Annotated in this window: 19 protein-coding genes and 1 pseudogene; 8 read left to right on the forward strand and 12 right to left on the reverse strand. The window is 54.6% G+C overall.

The features are described from left to right. Nucleotides 1-126: 126 nt before the first annotated feature. The 7 genes from pcoA to pcoE all read left to right on the forward strand — a co-directional run bounded on the left by pcoA (nucleotide 127) and on the right by pcoE (nucleotide 6978). Nucleotides 127-1944: a multicopper oxidase PcoA gene (gene pcoA, locus FDX01_RS12285; protein ID WP_000925243.1), complete on the forward strand. Its 1818-nt coding sequence runs from the start codon at nucleotides 127-129 to the stop codon at nucleotides 1942-1944. 5 nt (nucleotides 1945-1949) lie between these two features. Then, nucleotides 1950-2840, forward strand: coding sequence for a copper resistance outer membrane transporter PcoB (gene pcoB, locus FDX01_RS12290; RefSeq protein WP_001378118.1), 891 nt, complete (start codon nucleotides 1950-1952; stop codon nucleotides 2838-2840). A 39-nt stretch (nucleotides 2841-2879) separates the two neighbouring features. Continuing rightward, nucleotides 2880-3260 (forward strand): copper resistance system metallochaperone PcoC, encoded by a 381-nt coding sequence (pcoC, locus tag FDX01_RS12295; RefSeq protein WP_000025662.1) that lies wholly within the window; start codon nucleotides 2880-2882, stop codon nucleotides 3258-3260. 55 nt (nucleotides 3261-3315) lie between these two features. After that, the gene (pcoD, locus tag FDX01_RS12300; protein WP_229692861.1) at nucleotides 3316-4194 is read left to right on the forward strand and encodes a copper resistance inner membrane protein PcoD; all 879 of its coding nucleotides are present in this window, start codon (nucleotides 3316-3318) and stop codon (nucleotides 4192-4194) included. Between the two features lie 54 nt (nucleotides 4195-4248). After that, nucleotides 4249-4929 carry a copper response regulator transcription factor PcoR gene (pcoR, locus tag FDX01_RS12305; protein WP_001188932.1) on the forward strand — a complete coding sequence of 227 codons (681 nt, stop codon included), beginning with the start codon at nucleotides 4249-4251 and terminating at the stop codon, nucleotides 4927-4929. Then, a complete protein-coding gene (pcoS, locus tag FDX01_RS12310) occupies nucleotides 4926-6326 on the forward strand; it encodes a copper resistance membrane spanning protein PcoS (RefSeq protein ID WP_001211180.1) in 1401 nt (466 codons plus the stop codon). Before pcoR ends, pcoS begins: the two co-directional genes overlap by 4 nt. Before the next feature lie 217 nt (nucleotides 6327-6543). Then, entirely contained in the window at nucleotides 6544-6978 is a 435-nt protein-coding gene (pcoE, locus tag FDX01_RS12315; RefSeq protein WP_000723069.1) for a copper resistance system metallochaperone PcoE, read from the forward strand. Nucleotides 6979-7396: 418 nt separating this feature from the next. Here the strand turns inward: pcoE and nikR are convergent, their stop codons facing one another. Together nikR and FDX01_RS12325 are read right to left on the reverse strand one after the other, a co-directional pair. Further along, on the reverse strand, nucleotides 7397-7798 hold the full coding sequence (nikR, locus tag FDX01_RS12320; RefSeq protein WP_096759193.1) for a nickel-responsive transcriptional regulator NikR: 402 nt from the start codon (nucleotides 7796-7798) through the stop codon (nucleotides 7397-7399). Nucleotides 7799-7880: 82 nt separating this feature from the next. Next, complete coding sequence (locus FDX01_RS12325) at nucleotides 7881-8741, reverse strand: LysR family transcriptional regulator (RefSeq protein WP_137399855.1); 861 nt, start codon at nucleotides 8739-8741, stop codon at nucleotides 7881-7883. A 99-nt stretch (nucleotides 8742-8840) separates the two neighbouring features. On the opposite strand from FDX01_RS12325, the gene FDX01_RS12330 reads away from it, so the two are divergent. Continuing rightward, the gene (locus FDX01_RS12330; RefSeq protein ID WP_137399856.1) at nucleotides 8841-9347 is read left to right on the forward strand and encodes a phenolic acid decarboxylase; all 507 of its coding nucleotides are present in this window, start codon (nucleotides 8841-8843) and stop codon (nucleotides 9345-9347) included. Here the strand turns inward: FDX01_RS12330 and acpT are convergent. From acpT to FDX01_RS23770, 10 genes and pseudogenes are all read right to left on the reverse strand, one after another. Further along, the gene (acpT, locus tag FDX01_RS12335; RefSeq protein WP_137399857.1) at nucleotides 9339-9929 is read right to left on the reverse strand and encodes a 4'-phosphopantetheinyl transferase AcpT; all 591 of its coding nucleotides are present in this window, start codon (nucleotides 9927-9929) and stop codon (nucleotides 9339-9341) included. The genes FDX01_RS12330 and acpT overlap by 9 nt on opposite strands. Nucleotide 9930: 1 nt before the next feature. After that, the gene (locus FDX01_RS12340) at nucleotides 9931-11160 is read right to left on the reverse strand and encodes a beta-ketoacyl-ACP synthase (protein WP_137399858.1); all 1230 of its coding nucleotides are present in this window, start codon (nucleotides 11158-11160) and stop codon (nucleotides 9931-9933) included. Further along, nucleotides 11157-11888 (reverse strand): 3-ketoacyl-ACP reductase FabG2, encoded by a 732-nt coding sequence (locus FDX01_RS12345; protein WP_117342494.1) that lies wholly within the window; start codon nucleotides 11886-11888, stop codon nucleotides 11157-11159. The genes FDX01_RS12340 and FDX01_RS12345 overlap by 4 nt, the downstream gene beginning before the upstream one ends. Further along, nucleotides 11885-12361 carry a 3-hydroxy-fatty acyl-ACP dehydratase gene (locus FDX01_RS12350; RefSeq protein ID WP_137399859.1) on the reverse strand — a complete coding sequence of 159 codons (477 nt, stop codon included), beginning with the start codon at nucleotides 12359-12361 and terminating at the stop codon, nucleotides 11885-11887. The genes FDX01_RS12345 and FDX01_RS12350 overlap by 4 nt, the downstream gene beginning before the upstream one ends. Continuing rightward, nucleotides 12358-13527 carry a beta-ketoacyl-[acyl-carrier-protein] synthase family protein gene (locus FDX01_RS12355; RefSeq protein ID WP_137399860.1) on the reverse strand — a complete coding sequence of 390 codons (1170 nt, stop codon included), beginning with the start codon at nucleotides 13525-13527 and terminating at the stop codon, nucleotides 12358-12360. The genes FDX01_RS12350 and FDX01_RS12355 overlap by 4 nt, the downstream gene beginning before the upstream one ends. Nucleotide 13528: 1 nt before the next feature. Further along, nucleotides 13529-14065, reverse strand: coding sequence for a DUF3261 domain-containing protein (locus FDX01_RS12360; RefSeq protein WP_117342614.1), 537 nt, complete (start codon nucleotides 14063-14065; stop codon nucleotides 13529-13531). Between the two features lie 130 nt (nucleotides 14066-14195). Continuing rightward, nucleotides 14196-16517 (reverse strand): MMPL family transporter, encoded by a 2322-nt coding sequence (locus FDX01_RS12365; protein ID WP_137399861.1) that lies wholly within the window; start codon nucleotides 16515-16517, stop codon nucleotides 14196-14198. Next, nucleotides 16486-17091, reverse strand: coding sequence for an outer membrane lipoprotein carrier protein LolA (locus FDX01_RS12370; protein ID WP_137399862.1), 606 nt, complete (start codon nucleotides 17089-17091; stop codon nucleotides 16486-16488). The genes FDX01_RS12365 and FDX01_RS12370 overlap by 32 nt, the downstream gene beginning before the upstream one ends. Continuing rightward, complete coding sequence (locus FDX01_RS12375) at nucleotides 17088-17510, reverse strand: thioesterase family protein (protein WP_137399863.1); 423 nt, start codon at nucleotides 17508-17510, stop codon at nucleotides 17088-17090. Before FDX01_RS12375 ends, FDX01_RS12370 begins: the two co-directional genes overlap by 4 nt. 2 nt (nucleotides 17511-17512) lie before the next feature. Next, nucleotides 17513-18331 (reverse strand): annotated as a pseudogene (locus tag FDX01_RS23770) (glycosyltransferase family 2 protein); the annotation flags it as partial.

The raw sequence follows: 18331 nt of genomic DNA on the forward strand, positions 1-18331 counted from the left end.
GAAGAATTTCCCCGCTTATTCGCACCTTCCCTAGATTCATTTCATTGTAAGTGGATGAACCAGTAATTTAATTTAAATCGGTTCTCGAATTCTGTCAGTAACCATACTTTAAATAAGGGAATGCGCATGCTGTTGAAAACGTCTCGACGAACTTTCCTGAAGGGGTTAACCCTCTCTGGCGTAGCCGGAAGTCTTGGCGTATGGAGTTTCAATGCGCGTTCCAGTCTGAGCCTGCCAGTTGCCGCATCCCTGCAGGGTACTCAGTTTGACCTGACCATTGGTGAAACGGCCGTCAATATCACGGGCAGTGAGCGTCAGGCCAAAACAATCAATGGAGGCCTGCCGGGGCCCGTTCTTCGCTGGAAAGAAGGTGACACCATTACCCTGAAGGTCAAAAACCGTCTTAATGAACAGACGTCCATTCACTGGCACGGCATTATTCTTCCGGCCAATATGGATGGTGTTCCGGGGCTGAGTTTTATGGGCATAGAGCCTGATGATACCTACGTTTACACCTTTAAGGTTAAGCAGAACGGGACTTACTGGTACCACAGCCATTCCGGTCTGCAGGAACAGGAGGGGGTATACGGTGCCATTATCATCGATGCCAGGGAGCCAGAACCGTTTGCTTACGATCGTGAGCATGTGGTCATGTTGTCTGACTGGACCGATGAAAATCCTCACAGCCTGCTGAAAAAATTAAAAAAACAGTCGGATTACTACAATTTCAATAAACCAACCGTTGGCTCTTTTTTCCGCGACGTGAATACCAGGGGGCTGTCAGCCACCATTGCCGATCGGAAAATGTGGGCTGAAATGAAAATGAATCCGACTGACCTCGCGGATGTCAGTGGCTACACCTACACCTATCTCATGAACGGGCAGGCCCCGCTGAAAAACTGGACCGGACTGTTCCGTCCCGGTGAAAAGATACGCTTACGGTTTATCAACGGCTCGGCAATGACCTATTTCGATATCCGTATCCCCGGGCTGAAAATGACGGTCGTGGCTGCAGATGGCCAGTATGTAAACCCGGTTACCGTTGACGAATTCAGGATTGCCGTTGCCGAAACCTATGATGTCATTGTGGAGCCTCAGGGTGAGGCCTATACCATCTTCGCACAATCCATGGACAGGACCGGTTACGCTCGAGGGACACTGGCCACGAGAGAGGGGTTAAGTGCTGCCGTTCCCCCCCTCGATCCCCGTCCTCTGTTGACCATGGAAGATATGGGTATGGGGGGAATGGGACATGATATGGCAAGAATGGACCACAGCCAGATGGGAGGCATGGATAACAGCGGAGAGATGATGTCTATGGACGGTGCTGACCTTCCGGATAGCGGGACATCCTCCGCGCCCATGGATCACAGCAGCATGGCCGGTATGGATCATTCCCGGATGGCCGGAATGCCGGGTATGCAAAGTCATCCTGCGTCAGAAACGGATAACCCACTGGTTGATATGCAGGCGATGAGCGTCTCTCCGAAATTAAATGATCCGGGTATTGGTCTTCGAAATAACGGAAGAAAGGTTCTCACGTACGCGGATTTGAAAAGCCGCTTTGAGGATCCTGACGGACGTGAACCTGGCCGTACCATAGAACTGCATTTAACCGGCCACATGGAAAAGTTTGCCTGGTCATTTAACGGAATCAAGTTTTCAGATGCCGCACCGGTGCTGCTGAAATACGGTGAGCGGCTCAGGATCACGCTGATCAACGATACCATGATGACTCACCCCATTCACCTGCATGGTATGTGGAGCGATCTGGAAGATGAAAACGGTAATTTCATGGTTCGTAAACACACAATAGATGTTCCCCCTGGTACAAAACGCAGTTACAGAGTGACAGCAGATGCGCTTGGCCGCTGGGCGTATCACTGCCATTTGCTCTATCACATGGAAATGGGAATGTTTCGTGAAGTCCGGGTGGAGGAATGATGCGAATGAAGAGAAATTTGAAGGCCATACCTGTTCTGGTCGCCGGTTTGTTTACCTCACAGCTTTCTATTGCGGCGGGCTCCGTCTCTGCAGATCCCCACGCCGGGCACGACATGTCTGCCATGCAGATGCCAGCAGATGAGAATTTCACTGAGATGACGTCAATGGAGCCCATTGTAACTGAGAGCAGAACGCCAATTCCGCCTGTTACCGATGCCGACCGGAAGGCTGCATTCGGCAATTTACAGGGGCATGCGATTCACGACAGTGCGATTAATTATCTGGTTCTGCTGGATCAACTGGAATGGCAACGGTCGGATAACACCAACAATTTCAGCTGGAGTGTTAACAGCTGGATTGGAGGCGACACAGATCGGATTTGGCTAAAGAGTGAAGGTGAACGAAGCAATGGGGAAACGGAGGCGGCTGAAGCGCAGTTACTCTGGGGACATGCGGTTGGCCCATGGTGGGATTTGGTTGCGGGTGTCAGGCAGGATTTCAGACCTGCTTCTGCCCGGACCTGGGCTGCTGTCGGTTTTCAGGGGCTGGCACTCTATAATTTTGAGTCTGAAATTACGGGTTTTGTCAGTAATGGCGGAAAAGCAGCCCTTCGTCTGGGAGGAGAATACGACGTTTTACTGACTAACCGGCTCATACTCCAGCCATCCTATGAGGTGAATTTCTACAGTCAGGATGATGAATCGCGGGGTCGCGGCAGGGGACTGACTGACACAGAGCTGGGGCTCCGGCTGCGCTATGAAATACGCCGTGAGTTTGCACCCTATATAGGCGTTTCCTGGAATCAACTTTACGGGAAAACATCCGATATGGCGAAAAGAGAAGGTGAGAAAGACCATCAGGTAGTATTCCTGGCGGGAGCCAGAATCTGGTTTTAACGCACTGATATAAAACACTCAACTAAACAGGTAAATAAAATGTCGATTTTAAATAAAGCCATTCTTACAGGTGGCCTCGTTATGGGCGTTGCTTTCTCTGCTATGGCCCATCCGGAATTAAAAAGCTCTGTGCCACAGGCTGATTCAGCCGTAGCGGCCCCGGAAAAGATTCAGCTTAATTTCTCGGAAAATCTGACCGTGAAATTCTCAGGTGCAAAATTAACGATGACGGGTATGAAAGGCATGTCATCACATTCTCCGATGCCGGTCGCGGCAAAAGTGGCGCCAGGCGCTGACCCTAAATCGATGGTCATTATTCCGCGAGAGCCTTTACCCGCTGGCACTTATCGTGTTGACTGGCGCGCGGTTTCTTCAGATACGCACCCTATTACCGGTAATTACACCTTTACAGTGAAGTAATATTATGAACGACCTGATTATGATTGTTATTCGTTTTCTTCTTTATCTGGATTTGATGGTAATATTTGGATTGCCATTTTTTCAGATATATGGAATAAGCGGTGTCAGACATGAAACCTATAACCTGACTAATTTCAGGTCGTTTATAACCTTTGCTGTTGTTACAGGCATCATTCTTACTGGCATTAATATGCTCCTGGTATCTAATGCCATGAGTGGAGTAACTGACCTCAGAGAATTATCCATCCATGTTATCGAGATGGTGATAGAAGAAACTGATGTGGGTATTAGCTGGATTGTCAGGCTCTGTGCCCTGTTTACCACACTCGGTGCTTTGTTCCTTTACACTAATAAGAGAGTATTGTCCTGCCTGCTGATGACGATGAGTGGGGGCGTGGCGCTGGCTACACTTGCCTGGGGAGGACACGCCGTTATGCATGACGGTCTGCATTACTATCTCCATTTACTGAGCGATCTGACCCATCTCGGCGCTGCAGGTGCCTGGACAGGTGCTCTGGTTGCATTTGCTATCCTGCTGATGCGCAGAAACGAGCATAATGCACAGAGCGTCATTGTGATATCTGACTCCCTGGCAAAATTTGCCACGGCAGGAACGGTGATTGTTGTAGCCCTGATCCTGAGTGCGCTGGTCAACTATCTGTATATTGCTGAGGGTAACTTAACTCCCTTATTCAACAGTTCCTGGGGGAGGATATTGCTTGCCAAGACGGCTCTGTTTGTTCTGATGCTTCTTCTGGCTGCAGCAAACCGGTTTCACCTGGGTCCCCGGCTTGAAGTTATGGTCAGGGAAGGGAATTATGATCGCAGCGTTGCCCTGATGCGAAACAGCATCCTGACAGAATTCGTTGTTGCGATTATCATTCTGGGCGCCGTAGCGTGGCTCGGAATGCTTGCTCCGTCTCAGGTCAGCTAGGGGACAGCCAAAGCTCATGCGTGAGATTTTTACTTTCATATCAGCGAGTTGACCATGCAGCGTATTTTAATCGTTGAAGACGAACAAAAAACAGGTCGTTACCTGCAGCAGGGACTGGTTGAGGAAGGCTATCAGGCCGATCTCTTTAATAATGGCCGCGATGGTCTCGGGGCCGCGTCGAAGGGACAGTATGATTTGATAATACTGGACGTGATGCTGCCTTTCCTCGACGGGTGGCAAATCATCAGCGCACTGAGGGAGTCTGGGCACGAAGAACCGGTCCTGTTTTTAACCGCAAAGGACAACGTGCGGGACAAAGTGAAAGGACTGGAGCTTGGCGCAGATGACTACCTGATTAAGCCCTTTGATTTTACGGAGCTGGTTGCACGTGTAAGAACCCTACTGCGCCGGGCACGCTCGCAGGCCGCAACAGTCTGCACCATCGCCGATATGACCGTTGATATGGTGCGCCGGACCGTGATCCGTTCGGGGAAGAAGATCCATCTCACCAGTAAAGAATACGTTCTGCTTGAGTTGCTGCTGCAACGCACCGGAGAAGTGTTACCCAGGAGTCTTATCTCGTCCCTGGTCTGGAACATGAATTTTGACAGTGATACGAATGTGATTGATGTCGCCGTGAGACGTCTGAGAAGTAAAATTGATGATGACTTTGAGCCAAAACTGATCCATACCGTTCGCGGTGCCGGATATGTCCTGGAGATCAGAGAAGAGTGAGGTTCAAAATTTCCCTGACCACACGCCTGAGCCTGATTTTTTCTGCGGTGATGCTTACGGTATGGTGGTTATCAAGTTTTATCCTGATTAGCACCCTTAATGGCTATTTCGATAATCAGGACCGCGATTTTCTGACAGGTAAACTTCAGCTCACCGAAGAGTTTCTTAAAACAGAGACGTTCAGGAACAAAACGGATATTAAGTCATTATCAGAAAAAATAAACGATGCGATGGTGGGGCACAATGGCTTATTCATTTCTATAAAAAACATGGAAAATGAAAAAATTGTTGAACTCTATGCCAAAAATTCTGTTGTTCCAGCGGTCCTGCTTAATAAGTCGGGTGATATTCTCGACTATATGATCCAGACGGAAGAAAATAACACCGTGTACCGCAGTATCTCGCGGCGGGTTGCCGTGACGCCGGAACAGGGTAAAAGCAAACATGTCATCATTACGGTTGCCACGGATACTGGGTATCACACCCTGTTTATGGACAAACTCAGTACCTGGCTGTTCTGGTTCAATATCGGTCTGGTCTTTATTTCTGTTTTTCTGGGCTGGCTGACCACACGTATTGGTCTGAAACCGCTACGGGAAATGACCAGTCTGGCTTCCTCCATGACCGTACACAGCCTGGATCAGCGTCTAAATCCCGATCTGGCTCCGCCGGAAATCTCTGAGACCATGCAGGAGTTCAATAATATGTTTGATCGCCTGGAGGGGGCATTCCGGAAACTGTCAGATTTCTCGTCTGACATCGCGCATGAGCTGCGCACACCAGTCAGTAATCTGATGATGCAGACGCAGTTTGCACTGGCTAAGGAAAGGGATGTTTCGCATTACCGCGAAATTTTATTCGCTAACCTGGAAGAACTGAAAAGGTTGTCACGAATGACCAGTGACATGCTTTTTCTGGCACGTTCAGAGCATGGTCTGCTGCGGCTGGATAAACATGATGTGGATCTGGCAGCCGAACTGAATGAATTACGTGAGTTGTTCGAGCCCCTGGCAGACGAAACAGGAAAGACAATCACGGTTGAAGGAGAGGGCGTTGTTGCCGGAGACAGCGATATGCTCCGACGTGCTTTCAGTAACCTGCTTTCCAATGCAATCAAGTATTCTCCCGATAACACCTGTACAGCGATACACCTTGAGCGTGACAGTGACTGTGTGAACGTGATGATTACGAATACGATGTCCGGCCAGGTTCCCGCTAATCTGGAACGTTTGTTTGACCGGTTCTATCGCGCAGACTCATCAAGGTTCTACAACACGGAAGGCGCGGGGCTGGGATTATCAATTACAAGGTCGATCATTCATGCTCACGGCGGCGAGCTGTCAGCAGAACAGCAGGGGCGTGAAATTGTGTTCAAAGTGCGCCTGTTAATGGATTAATCCCGTTGTTCAGGAGAAACCTGGAAGGTGACAAAATTGTCATCATTCAGTCACGCGATAAACAGAGGCGGTTTTTTATAATTATTCATAAATCAGGAGCAGCGTGATAACACAATCACCTGGTTCCTGGAGTGATGATTAACCCGCCCTGAGATCAACTGCTTTCTCTGTTATAAGCCATTGATTGTTTGGGTATGTAAACACCGGAGACCCAACCATGAAAAAGATTCTCGTATCATTTGTTGCCATTATGGCTGCCGCTTCATCTGCCATGGCTGCAGAGACAATGAACATGCATGACCAGGTAAATAATGCACAGGCACCTGCCCACCAGATGCAGTCATCTGCTGAAAAAAGTGCAATTCAGGGAGACAGCATGACAATGATGGATATGAGCAGTCACGATCAGGCCGCAATGTCCCATGACATGATGCAAAACAGCAATTCTGCTGCCCACCAGGACATGGCTGAAATGCATAAAAAAATGATGAAAGCTAAACCCGGAGCTACCAACGAAACAGCAAAGTCATTTTCTGAAATGAGCGAGCATGAGAAGGCCGCAGCTGTACATGAGAAGGCGAATAATGGTCAGTCTTCCGTTGTTCACCAGCAGCAGGCTGATAAGCATCGCAGTCAGATCACCCAGAATTAACCCGCAGCTCCACTTGTTAGACCCTCATTTGACGCCGAAGTCACTGGCTTACGCTCCCGTCCGGGAGCGTTTTTTTTTCCCATATATCAAACTTTAACTCTGAAGAGGTGGAAGTATCTGACCAACACTGTCACGTAACGCCAGATAACTACAAAAACACCTTTTTCCTCCTGTAAATTGCAGTTCCTGCAAGAACATCAAGGCATAATGTTGGAACAGCGTGTGATACACACTTAGCATCATGTTTTGTATGTGTTTTTTTTAAAACTTTACAACTTTAAAGTCTTTTTCAGGTTAAAGGATACAACTTTAATGTCTCTACACATTAGTGTCCGGGGAGTGACGTTGAAGGTAAACCGTATAACGTTTTAATATTACGCGTCATCTGATGGAGTCGTGGCCAGCAACGTAATAGACGTCACTCTTCTTTCGGCAGGCACTGCAAATGACCGTGGCGCACGCCGCGTTGGGAGATAACGTCATCGGCAAAATGCTGAACGTCACCCATATCCCCTTTTAGCACGGCGATTTCCAGGCAGTCGTCATGGTTGATGTGGACGTGCAGCGTGGCGACCGACAAATCGTGGTGGTGATGCTGGGTCGAGACAATACGGCTGGCTAAGTCACGCTTCTCATGTTCATAAACATAGGAGAGCACTGCGAAGCCCTGGGTACCGTGTTCTTGCGTGCTTTCCTGGGATAGCGCGCCGCGCAAAATGTCGCGGATGGCTTCGGAACGGTTGTTATAACCCCGGCGCTGGCTCAGGCTGTCCAGCGTTTCCAGTAAATCGTCATCGAGAGTAATGGTGACTCGTTGCATCTAAAGTTAACCTTTTATGTGGCGTACAGGGCATGCGGAAATAGCGTATTTTGTAACACACGTGCGGCATCTGGGGAAAAGGTTAATGCGCTCGCAATAAACGCAGCAGGGTGCTTACCTGCTCATCCAGCGGCGCGAGCGTCTCTTTGACGATCAGATGCAACGGTGTGGCACGGCGAGCGCCGTGACTTAACGGCAGCGGACGTAATAGCCCCTGATCAAGCTGCGCTTGAATGCGCTCCTCGGGCAACCAGCCGTAACCGACCTGATACAGTACCGCATCAATAGCGGCATCAATGGTAGAGAAGGTCCAGGCATCGCGAACCGCATGTTGTGGGTTGTCGCGATCGGCAATACGTATCAGCGGCCAGGCGCGTAAGGCGTCTTCATCCAGCGGCGTTTCCTGCGTGCAGAGCGGGTGATCGCGGTGGGCAACGGCCACGAAATCAATATTCATCAACCATTCACCGCGTCCGGTGACATCCTGACGCCGGGTCAGAACCATCACGTCCGCATCGGCATGTGCCGCCAGCCGATCGTCAGCATTCTCCAGCACTTCAGTCAGACGCACCTGCGTCTGTGGCCACGCCTGCTGGAACTGCTTGAGGATCGCGAACAGGCGTTTGCGTGGGAAGATGCTATCTACCATCAAATCCAGTCGTGTTCGCGTGCCATTGCGTAAAGTCGCCGCCCGGGTTTCCACCCATGAAAAAGCCTTCAATAGCGGTTTGACCTGATTGAGCAGTACCTCGCCTGCCGGAGTTAATACAGCTCTGCGGCCTTCCGGCGTCAGTAGCGTCACGCCGAGCCGCTCCTGTAACAGCGCCAGATTGTAGCTCACCGAAGACTGACTACGGTTGGTCTCTTCCGCTGCTTTAGTAAAGCTACCCAGCTCCACCACTTTTTCCAGCAGGGCCCACTGCTCCAGGGTTGTCTTATGCATAACTCATCTAAAAATTGAATGAATATGATGTAAACATAGCGTTATTCATCCAATTTTTGAAGCGTTAAGATCGCCCCATCAACTGAGAGGAGAACGCATATGAGCGCTTTTGATAAACATGATTTGAGCGGGTTTGTCGGCAAACATCTGGTCTATACCTACGATAATGGCTGGAATTACGAGATCTACGTGAAAAATGACACCACGCTGGATTACCGTATTCACAGCGGTATTGTGGCTAACCGTTGGGTGAAAGATCAGCGGGCGTACATTGTGCGAGTTGGGGAGAGCGTTTATAAAATTTCATGGACCGAACCGACCGGAACCGACGTCAGCTTGATCGTAAATCTGGGTGACAAACTTTTCCACGGCACCATCTTCTTTCCACGCTGGGTGATCAACAATCCGGAGAAAACGGTCTGCTTCCAGAATGACCATGTTCCGCTGATGATGTCGTATCGTGATGCGGGCCCGGCGTATCCAACCGAGGTGATTGATGAGTTCGCGACCATTACCTTCGTGCGTGATTGCGGGGCGAATAATGACAGCGTTATTGCCTGTGCTGCCAGCGAATTGCCGGATAACTTCCCGGAAAATTTACGCTAAGGTATCCAGTCTCTGCACGGCGTCGGCGGTCAATGTAAACGGCGTTGGCGTACACACGGCCAGGCTCAGGGTATCGAGCTGGCACTGACTGACAGAGAGTGAGGACGTCAGGGTAGTGCTGTCGACGCTGACAATTTGCCAGGCGCTGCCGCCACGTTGCTTAACGATGGCCTCTTTGCGCGTCCAGATGCGCCAGAATGCCGCCAACTGGTGGTCCGGGCGTTCAGCTTCGACTTCGGCATGTTCCCCAAGGCTGAATACTGTATTTGCCAGCGTCCGCCAGTTATCACGGGGGCGCACGACTTCAATATCGCAGCCGACTTCCCCTTCATCACTGAGCAGCAGGGCGATGTCATCCCCGCTGTGGCTGAGATTAAACCACAGCGGCGTGTCGCCTGAGAATGCCGGTTTTCCCTGCTCACCATAGACAATGTCAGGCAGTGGCGACAAGGCATGGGAAAGCAGCACGCGGCCAGCCAGCCAGCGCGTACGGCGCGCACCTTGCGGCGCCTGTTCATACAACGCGCGAGGCAGGGCGCCAGCGCTTAAAACAGAAACTTTCCCAACAACGATCCGGTACATATCAGGGCCAACGTTTGATGATAATAGAAGTATTTATGCCGCCAAACGCAAAGTTATTGCTCTGCAGGAACTCACAATCAATCTTGCGGGCTTCACCCATAATGTAATCCAGCGCGCCACAGTTGGCATCAGGCTGGCTTAAATTTAGCGTAGGCGCAAACCAGCCTTCGCGCATCATTTGCAAACTCATCCAGGCTTCCAGCGCGCCACAGGCGCCAAGGGTATGGCCAAAATAACTTTTAAGCGAGGACAGCGGCACATTATCACCGTAAATGGCGGCGGTTGCCTGACTTTCTGCAATATCACCTCGATCGGTCGCCGTGCCGTGGGCTGAAATATATCCGATATCCCGTGCGCGTAAGCCCGCCATTTTCAGCGACTGCTCCATGCAAATCTGCATCGTCTCGCGCTGCGGCTGGGTGATATGCGCCGCATCGCAGTTGGTGGCAAAACCGATAATCTCACCGTAAATTGTCGCGCCGCGCGCTTTGGCGTGCTCAAGCTCTTCCAGAATCAACGTGCCTGCGCCTTCGCCAATTACCAGCCCATCGCGATGTTCATCAAACGGCGAGGGCGTGGTTTTCGGTTCGTCGTTGCGCTGGCTGGTGGCGAACAGGGTATCAAACACCGCCGCTTCCGACGGACACAGCTCTTCCGCGCCGCCGGCGACCATCACCGTTTGGTAGCCGTGACGAATGGCTTCCCATGCGTAGCCAATCGCCTGGCTGCCGGAGGTGCAGGCGCTGGAGGTGGGGATCACTCGCCCACGCAGGCCGAAGAATAATCCGGTGTTGACGGCGGTGGTGTGCGGCATCATCTGCACGTAGGTGGTGCCGGTTATATTGTTGGTGTGCTTCTCGGTCAGCATGGTGGCGAACTCGCTCACCGGACCGGTGCTGCCGGTTGACGAGCCGTAGGCAATCCCGGTTTCACCGTTGGTCAGCACCGCATCGCCAATCAGCCCGGCCTGCTCCAGCGCCAGTTCGGTCGCGCGGGTGGACATCAGCGACACGCGGCCCATAGAGCGAATACGCTTGCGGGTATAGTGCTCCGGTGGGGTGAAATCATCGACCGGCGCGCCCAGCAGCGTGTGCAGTCCGTCATAAACCTGCCACTCCGGCATTTTGCGCACCGCGTTTTCATACGCCAGCAGCCGGGCGGAAACGGCCTGCCAGTTTTCACCAAAGGCGGTGACGCCGCCCATCCCTGTAATGACCACGCGACGTGTCATAGCATCCCTCCATTGATAGAAATCACCTGGCGGGTGACGTAACCCGCGATATCCGACATTAAGTAGCTGGCAAGTCCGGCCACTTCATCGGCCTGACCCATCCGTTTCATCGGGATCATCGACATCGCCTCTTTCAGCGCGGCCTCTTCCATTTCGATCATCCCGGTATCAATCAGCCCCGGCGCAATGCAGTTGACGGTAATTTTGCGTTTTGCCAGCTCAATCGCCAGCGCTTTTGTCGCTCCAATAATCCCCGCCTTGGCGGCGCTGTAGTTGACCTGACCGCGATTGCCCATCACGCCGGAAACCGACGATAAGGTAATGATGCGCCCACCCAGGCGGGCGCTAATCATCGGCATCATGCACGGCTGGATGACGTTATAGAAGCTGTCGAGGTTGGTGTGGATCACCGTATCCCAGTCGTTGTCGCTGAGCGCCGGGAAGGCCGCATCACGGGTGATACCGGCGTTACTGACGATGCCGTACCACGCACCGTGCGCGTCGTTATCTTGCTCCAGCACTTCACGGCACTGCTCACGGTTGGCGACGTCAAAGGCCAGCAGACGCCCCGTGCCGCCAGCAGCGAGGATTGCATCCAACGTCTCCTGGGCACCTTGTGCATCGCGATGATAGTGAACGCCGACCACAAAGCCGTCCGCCGCCAGCTGGCGGGCGATGGCGCGACCAATGCCCTTGCTGGCGCCGGTAACCAAAACTGAACGACTCATGCGGACGCTCCTTGTTGAAATAGGGTGTTAAGTTCTTCCGATGTCGGCTGGAAGGTGTTGACGCGACCGCTTGCCAGCATCTCTTCACCGGCCTGAACGGCGCATTCAAAGCTGCCAAAACGTGCATCTTGCATCAGTAGCGTGACGCTAATATCCAGCGTCAGGCCGCCGGGCAATATTCCCGCCGCGCAGACTAATTCACGTGCGCCGAGCACCATGCCTAAGGAGATGCTGGCCTGGCCCGCCTGATGACGGTGCCAGCCGGACCAGACGCCAACGGTCTGCGCCATTAGTTCAAGGGCGAACCAACCGGGCAGATTGCCCTCGCCATCGAGAAACGGAGCCAGTACGCCGTCGGGCGATACCGTGACGCGGCAGGTGGCGGAGTCGTCTGTCACGCTGACCACTTCTTCAAGCAGTAGCATCGGCGCGTCGTGCGGCAGATAGTCGCCGGGTGCTAAATAGCGGCTCATGACATTCTCCCGAGCAGGATACTGGCGTTATTGCCGCCAAAGGCAAACGAGTTTGACAGGATGACCGGGCGCGGTAGCGGCTGCTGGTGCTCGATGATCCCACAGGCAGGCAGCGTTTCATCGCGTGGCGAGGAGCCAAAATCCTGCGGTGGCAGCGCCAGGTCACGCTGTAAAATCAGCATGCTGATGGCAGCTTCGGTGATCCCCGCAGCACCCAGCGTGTGTCCGGTCAGATGTTTAGTCGAACTGCACGGGACGCTTTCGCCAAATAGCGTGTTCACTACGTTAGCTTCAATTTTGTCGTTCAGCGGCGTGGCGGTGCCGTGCAGATTGATGTAGCCCACCTGCTCTGCCGTCATCCCCGCGTCGTTAAGCGCCTGCGTAATGGCGCGGATCGCCCCTTCGCCCTGCGGATGCGGGGCCGAAATATGGTACGCATCGCTGGATTCGCCAACGCCCAGCAGCGCAATCGGCTGCGGTTCGCGGGTCAGCAGCATCAGCGCCGCGCCTTCACCGATGGTAATCCCGCCGCGGTCGCGACCAAATGGCTGGCATAACGTTGGCGAGAGTGATTCCAGGCTATGGAAACCGTTGATTGGCATCCGGCTTAGCGTGTCCGCACCGCCGACAATCGCCACGTCCGCCAGCCCGGATTCAATCAGGCGGCGTCCGCTCATGATCGCGCGGGCGCTGGAGGAGCAGGCGGTAGAGAGTGTAAACGCCGGGCCGTCCAATGCCAGCCAGTGGCTGAGAAAGCGCGACGGGTCGCCCAGCTCCTGCTGCGGATATTGCCAGGCGCTGCTCGCTTTGCCGTTGAGCGTGAGATCAACATGCACGTCGCCTTCGTCCAGCCCGGAGGTGCTGGTGCCGAGCACCACGGCAACGCGGTCGCGACCAAACTGCGCAATGGCGTCATCTACCTGCGGCTGGATTTGCGCGAGCGCCGCCAGCAGCAGCTGATTATTGCGCGAACGGTGAGCGCTAAATTCATCGGGGATCGTCGGCAGTTCACCGTCAACGCCGGCTAACACCGCATGCGGATGGCCCTGAAGCCAGCCGGTGCGCGGGCGCATACCGGGGGCCACGCCGCGCGTCAGGTTGGCGGCAATCTCATCGAGGTTGTTGCCCAACGCGTTAATCATGCCAACCGCAGAAATGTAGATCATCTCAGTCACCCAGATATTGAATGGTGATGTGGTATTTAAACACGTGCTGTTCGATGCTGATGGGCTCGCGCTTACCTTTGCGGTTCAGGTAGGTGATTTCGGTGACCAGCTTGCCGCGGGCGTTGCGCAGTTCGCGCTTGTCGCCGATATCGGTGAGCGTCCAGCCCTTCGGCAGCTGCGGCTGCCAGGCGCTAATCGGCCAGTGGCTGAGCATCACGTCGGCCAGAACCTGGCTGGCGGGCGGCAGCTGCGGCACCACGATCGACTGTTCGGCATGCAGCCCTTTTTCATCGTAAGTGACGAGGAACAGGCGGATACCGACAGAGGAGAGGCCTGCCAGGGTGAGTTTTTTATCATCGGCGTTAAGCATCACCAGCAGCGACTGGGTTTTGCCGTTAAAGCTGCCGGTGAGGAGCTGCTGGGAACTGACCGCCGGAGAGATCCCCGGCGCGGGTAGCGTCACGCGTGCGCCCGGCTCCAGCCACGCCTGTGGTCGGCCTTCTTGTTCGGGCTGTGAGTGGCTGCAACCGGCCAGCATCAGCGTGGCGACAAGCAGGCCCCGCCGGATGGCGCTGCGCTTATCCGGCCTACAATTGATGTGCTGACGTAGGCCGGATAAGGCAACGCCGCCATCCGGCAAAAGCCCACTCAACCAACGAAATATCAGTTTACTCATCGTCTTTTTTTCTCTTTTTCACTGGCATCGCCAGCGGTGACAGCAGGAAGGCGGTGAAAATGCCGCTCACCAGCACGATACCAAAGCTGCTGATAGCCTGGGTGGCACTGAAAACCAGCATGCCGAGGGTCAGCAGCGTGGTCAGCATCGCCAGCGTAATCGCTAAAAATGAGGTTAACGGTGTGCCGCGCGGATTGCTGAAAAACAGCGTGTAGTTAATGCCGATGCCGAGTACCAGCACCAGCGCCAGCAGCGAGAACAGATTGACTGCATGGCCGCTGAGCGCCAGCACTGCCAGACCGCAGCCCAGCGATAATACCGATGGCACGAGACTGATTAGCCCTTTGCGCCAGCCAAGTCGCACCACCGCGCCACAGGCAATCACTGCCAGCGCAACCAATAGCAGGCCGGTCAGAATATGGCGATACAGCGCGAACAGTTCGTCAAAGCTGCTTTTCCGATCCACCCATGCGACGCCGGTGTATTGGGTACTGAGGGTGTTTAATGCAGCGCTGTTTTTCACCCCTTCAACCGGTACCAGCACGCCGCTTTCGCCATCGGCCAGCGTTATCCACAGCAGCCGCCAGCCTTCGCTGGCCGGGCTGGCAAGCCAGGCATCGATCGTTACCGGCATGGCGTTAAGATCGGGGTTTACCGTCGCCAGCCCGGCGTTGTTCAGGGCTTTGATGACGGCTGGCGCAGCGTTTTTCAGCAGGCTGAGATCCTGCTGCTGTCGGGCGAGTGAATTCAGCGGAATAGTGCGATAGCCGCCAAGCCATCCCTCTTTTTTCGCCTGCTCCAGCGCGGGGGCAAACAGTTCCAGCCGCTCCAGCGTTTGCTGTGCAGATTGGCCGTACACCACAAACCACTTCTGATCGACACTCTGCCCGGTCAGCGCGGTAATCGCTTTTTCCTGTGCCAGAATATCCTGCGGCAGCGCCTGAAGCTGCGAGATATCATCGTCCACGCGCAGTGTGGCAAGACCCGCCAGCGAGAACAGGGCCAGCGCCACCGGCAAGCCGACAGAAAGCTTTTTATTGCGTCGCCATGCGGCAAGCCAGCGTAGCATCAGTACCATCGCCGGAACCGGGCGCACCGGCAGCCCACGACACAGCCACGGGTGCCAGAAAATCACCGTCAGGCAGGAAGCGCTCAGGCCTACCGCCGCGAATACCGCCATCTGACGAATGCCGGGGAAAGGGGCGAGCATCATAATCAGATACGCCGCCACTGTGGTCAGCAGCGCCAGCAGCAGGGCATTGCGCACTTTGCTGAGGCTTTGCCACGGTGAGGTTTCTGCGCCGTGCACCATCCGCTCGGTCAGATAGTAGAGCGTGTAGTCGGCGGAGATCCCGATGATGCTCATGCTCATCACCAGCGTCATCAGGTGCAGTTCGCCAAAAATCAGCAGCGTGACGACGGTGCCCGCCAGCGCGCCAATACCAATCGAAATCAGACACAGCAGCAGCGGGCGCAGGGAACGGAACACCGCCACAATCAGCAAAATCACCCCAAGCAGGGTGGCGACACCGAGGGTCGAAACATCCCGCTTTGCCTGCTGGCTGGCGTAATCGCTGTAGAACATGGTCCCGCGAGACAACAGCTGCGCCTGCGGATATTGCGCCTTGAGTTCACCTTCCAGCGTATTCAGCGTGGTGACCAACTGGTGCGTCTGCTGCATATCAAACGACGAACCGGACAGCTCGCCGTGCAGCAGGTACCAGTAGTTGCCCTGTTCATCCTGGGCCACCAGCCAGCCGTCCATCAGCCGCAGGCGCTGGCCGTTTTTGGCCATTGCCAACTGCGAGCCGCGCATCAGCATCAGCGGGTCGTTTTGCAGCTCTTTGCCGCTCACGCCGGAGAAGGCCGAGTAGAGTTGGGAAAGAATCCACTGCGCTTGTGCCTCGCCGCCGTTTTGCAGGCGTGCGCGGGTGTCGCTATCGATCAGGCCGTTGCGGTGCTGCCAGAAGAAAGCGCCCCATGCCTGCTGGCTGTCGGCGTCCATCGGGCCTTTGACCTCAGCCAGAGCCTGCGATTTCTGTAATAGCGACAGCCAGCTGCGGGCAACCTGCGGGTCGGCTTTTTTCCCGGGGCTTACCAGCCAGACCAGTTGCCGGTCAAGGCGCTGCATAAAGCCGTCGTTGAGGCTCGGCGGGATCGCCCCCAGCGTCTGCTTGGGCAGCATTGCCAGCACGCTGCTGTTAAGCCGTGCCTGAGGCAACAGCGTCAGCAACACGCCCAACAGGATCAGGCAGGCGATTCCCCACAGCAGCGCGGGACGTTTACTGGGCGGCAAAGCGTTGGCGTTCGTCATCGGTCAGCTGTGCGGGCGTCAGTTGGTGTTGGGAAAGGGCGATATCGGTGCGATCGCCCTGCTTATCGTTCAGTTGAATACTTTCCAGATAGGTTTTTCCGGCTAAATCGATGGTCGCGAAAATCTTATCCAGCGGCGTGGTGATCGGCGTCAGGCGCAGCGTCCAGCGGCCTTCGCCTTTGTCTGCAAACTCTACGCGAAAGTTCTCTTCCAGCACTTTACGATCCGCCTGGAACAGTGCGCGCAGCAGATGGTTGAACTGGAACATCTGCGGGTTGTTCTCAGCGGTGAGGGTTTGCGGCGGCTGGCCGTTGATCACCTGCACCATCCGTTTGTCATCGAGCAGCAGCTGCATCGGGAACGGGGACGTTTGGTCCCACAGCAATCCCTGGTCATGTGCGATTAACATGTTGCCCTGCGATCGTAGCGGCTGCGGCAGATCTTTAATGGTGCGGGTTTGATCGAAGTGGGCGCGAACCACCGGCTGTTCGGTAAAACGCTGTTGCAGATCATCCAGCGTCAGAGCGCTGACCCATGGGCTGATAAGCAGCGCCAGCAGCGGTAAAAATCTCATGGCGTGACCCCCATCCGGGCAAACAGGATAGCCGGGCTGACGAAGCACAGTTCGCTGCTTTTTTCTTCCACCGCCACCTGGATGGTGTAGCCGGTAGTCGCGCGTTTGCCGGTTTCGGCATCGAAAATTTCGTAACCAATGCGCAGACGGTTTTCGAACTCCTCAAGGCGGGCGCGTACGCGAATGCGCTGCTCAAAGGTCAGAGGGTTGCGGTACTTGACGCGGGTATCGACCACCGGCCACAGATAGCCCGATTCTTTCATTTGCCGATAGCCATAATCGAACTGGTTAAGCAGCGCCTCGCGGGCAATTTCGAAATAGCGGAAATAGTTGCCGTGCCACGCCACGCCCATCATATCGACGTCGTGGAACGGAATGGTCAGCTCGACTTCAGCCGTAAAGCGGGGATCGTTAAGCACCCTTACTCCTTGTCTTTGGTATCCGGCAGCTGCCAGAAATCGAAAAAGTTAAACCAGTCGAGCGGCGACTGTAGCGCGTAGTGCTCCAGACGTTCGGCGTAGCGATCGATGGCTTGCTGTAACGCGTTTTGCCGGTCGGCGCGCGGCAACAGTAGCGGGTCGGCGAAAGGCTCGCAGTGAATACGCAGTTTCCCCTGTTGTCGCAGGGCGAAAATCAGATCCACCGGGCAGCGTAAAATAGAGGCGAGAATAAAGGGTCCCTGCGGGAAGGGGGCCGCTTGCCCCATAAAGCGGCTCCAGCAGACGCGCCATTCGCCGCCGCGTTGCGGGTTGACTGCAATACGATCGCCGACGATGGCAATCCACTCGCCGCGATCCAGCTTCTCTTTAAGCAGAATCGCGGTATCCGGGCCAATATCGGTTACCGGCAGCAGATTCAGCCCGGCCTGCGGGGCCATCTCTTGCATAATTTGCTTAAAGCGCTGGGCATTGTCGCTGAACACCAGCGCGTTGATGGTTTTACTACCCTGTAATTGCGCCAGCGCCCGACAGGCTTCGACATCGCCGAGGTGCGAGGCCAGCAGCAGCTTGCCGCGTGGTGAGCTAACGTTGAGCGTCTCTTCAGCGCCAGGGGCAAAGATCACATCGCGGCCTAACCGCAGTTCGCCACGCCAGCTGGCAATTTTATCGAGCATCGCATCGCCAAAACGCAGGAAGTGCTGATAGCTGGTGAGCGATGGCGGCAGCGGCATCTGGCGTGCGGTTAGCTGTTCGCGCACGCGGGCAATCCAGCGTTGGGAGGACTGGCGGGCGGTGGTTGC

Source organism: Citrobacter sp. wls613 (assembly GCF_005281195.1).
GTDB classification, from domain to species: Bacteria; Pseudomonadota; Gammaproteobacteria; order Enterobacterales; family Enterobacteriaceae; genus Citrobacter; species Citrobacter gillenii.

Bases quoted from the DNA above. Each gene is read 5' to 3' on its own strand.
- FDX01_RS12360 (WP_117342614.1), bottom strand. From the start codon at position 14,065: ATGCTGGCCGGTTGCAGCCACTCACAGCCCGAACAAGAAGGCCGACCA.
- nikR (WP_096759193.1), bottom strand. From the start codon at position 7,798: ATGCAACGAGTCACCATTACTCTCGATGACGATTTACTGGAAACGCTG.
- FDX01_RS12325 (WP_137399855.1), bottom strand. From the start codon at position 8,741: ATGCATAAGACAACCCTGGAGCAGTGGGCCCTGCTGGAAAAAGTGGTG.
- acpT (WP_137399857.1), bottom strand. From the start codon at position 9,929: ATGTACCGGATCGTTGTTGGGAAAGTTTCTGTTTTAAGCGCTGGCGCC.
- FDX01_RS12350 (WP_137399859.1), bottom strand. From the start codon at position 12,361: ATGAGCCGCTATTTAGCACCCGGCGACTATCTGCCGCACGACGCGCCG.
- pcoB (WP_001378118.1), top strand. From the start codon at position 1,950: ATGAAGAGAAATTTGAAGGCCATACCTGTTCTGGTCGCCGGTTTGTTT.
- pcoE (WP_000723069.1), top strand. From the start codon at position 6,544: ATGAAAAAGATTCTCGTATCATTTGTTGCCATTATGGCTGCCGCTTCA.
- FDX01_RS12340 (WP_137399858.1), bottom strand. From the start codon at position 11,160: ATGACACGTCGCGTGGTCATTACAGGGATGGGCGGCGTCACCGCCTTT.
- pcoA (WP_000925243.1), top strand. From the start codon at position 127: ATGCTGTTGAAAACGTCTCGACGAACTTTCCTGAAGGGGTTAACCCTC.
- pcoD (WP_229692861.1), top strand. From the start codon at position 3,316: ATGGTAATATTTGGATTGCCATTTTTTCAGATATATGGAATAAGCGGT.
- FDX01_RS12330 (WP_137399856.1), top strand. From the start codon at position 8,841: ATGAGCGCTTTTGATAAACATGATTTGAGCGGGTTTGTCGGCAAACAT.
- FDX01_RS12370 (WP_137399862.1), bottom strand. From the start codon at position 17,091: ATGAGATTTTTACCGCTGCTGGCGCTGCTTATCAGCCCATGGGTCAGC.
- pcoR (WP_001188932.1), top strand. From the start codon at position 4,249: ATGCAGCGTATTTTAATCGTTGAAGACGAACAAAAAACAGGTCGTTAC.
- FDX01_RS12365 (WP_137399861.1), bottom strand. From the start codon at position 16,517: ATGACGAACGCCAACGCTTTGCCGCCCAGTAAACGTCCCGCGCTGCTG.
- FDX01_RS12345 (WP_117342494.1), bottom strand. From the start codon at position 11,888: ATGAGTCGTTCAGTTTTGGTTACCGGCGCCAGCAAGGGCATTGGTCGC.
- pcoC (WP_000025662.1), top strand. From the start codon at position 2,880: ATGTCGATTTTAAATAAAGCCATTCTTACAGGTGGCCTCGTTATGGGC.
- FDX01_RS12355 (WP_137399860.1), bottom strand. From the start codon at position 13,527: ATGATCTACATTTCTGCGGTTGGCATGATTAACGCGTTGGGCAACAAC.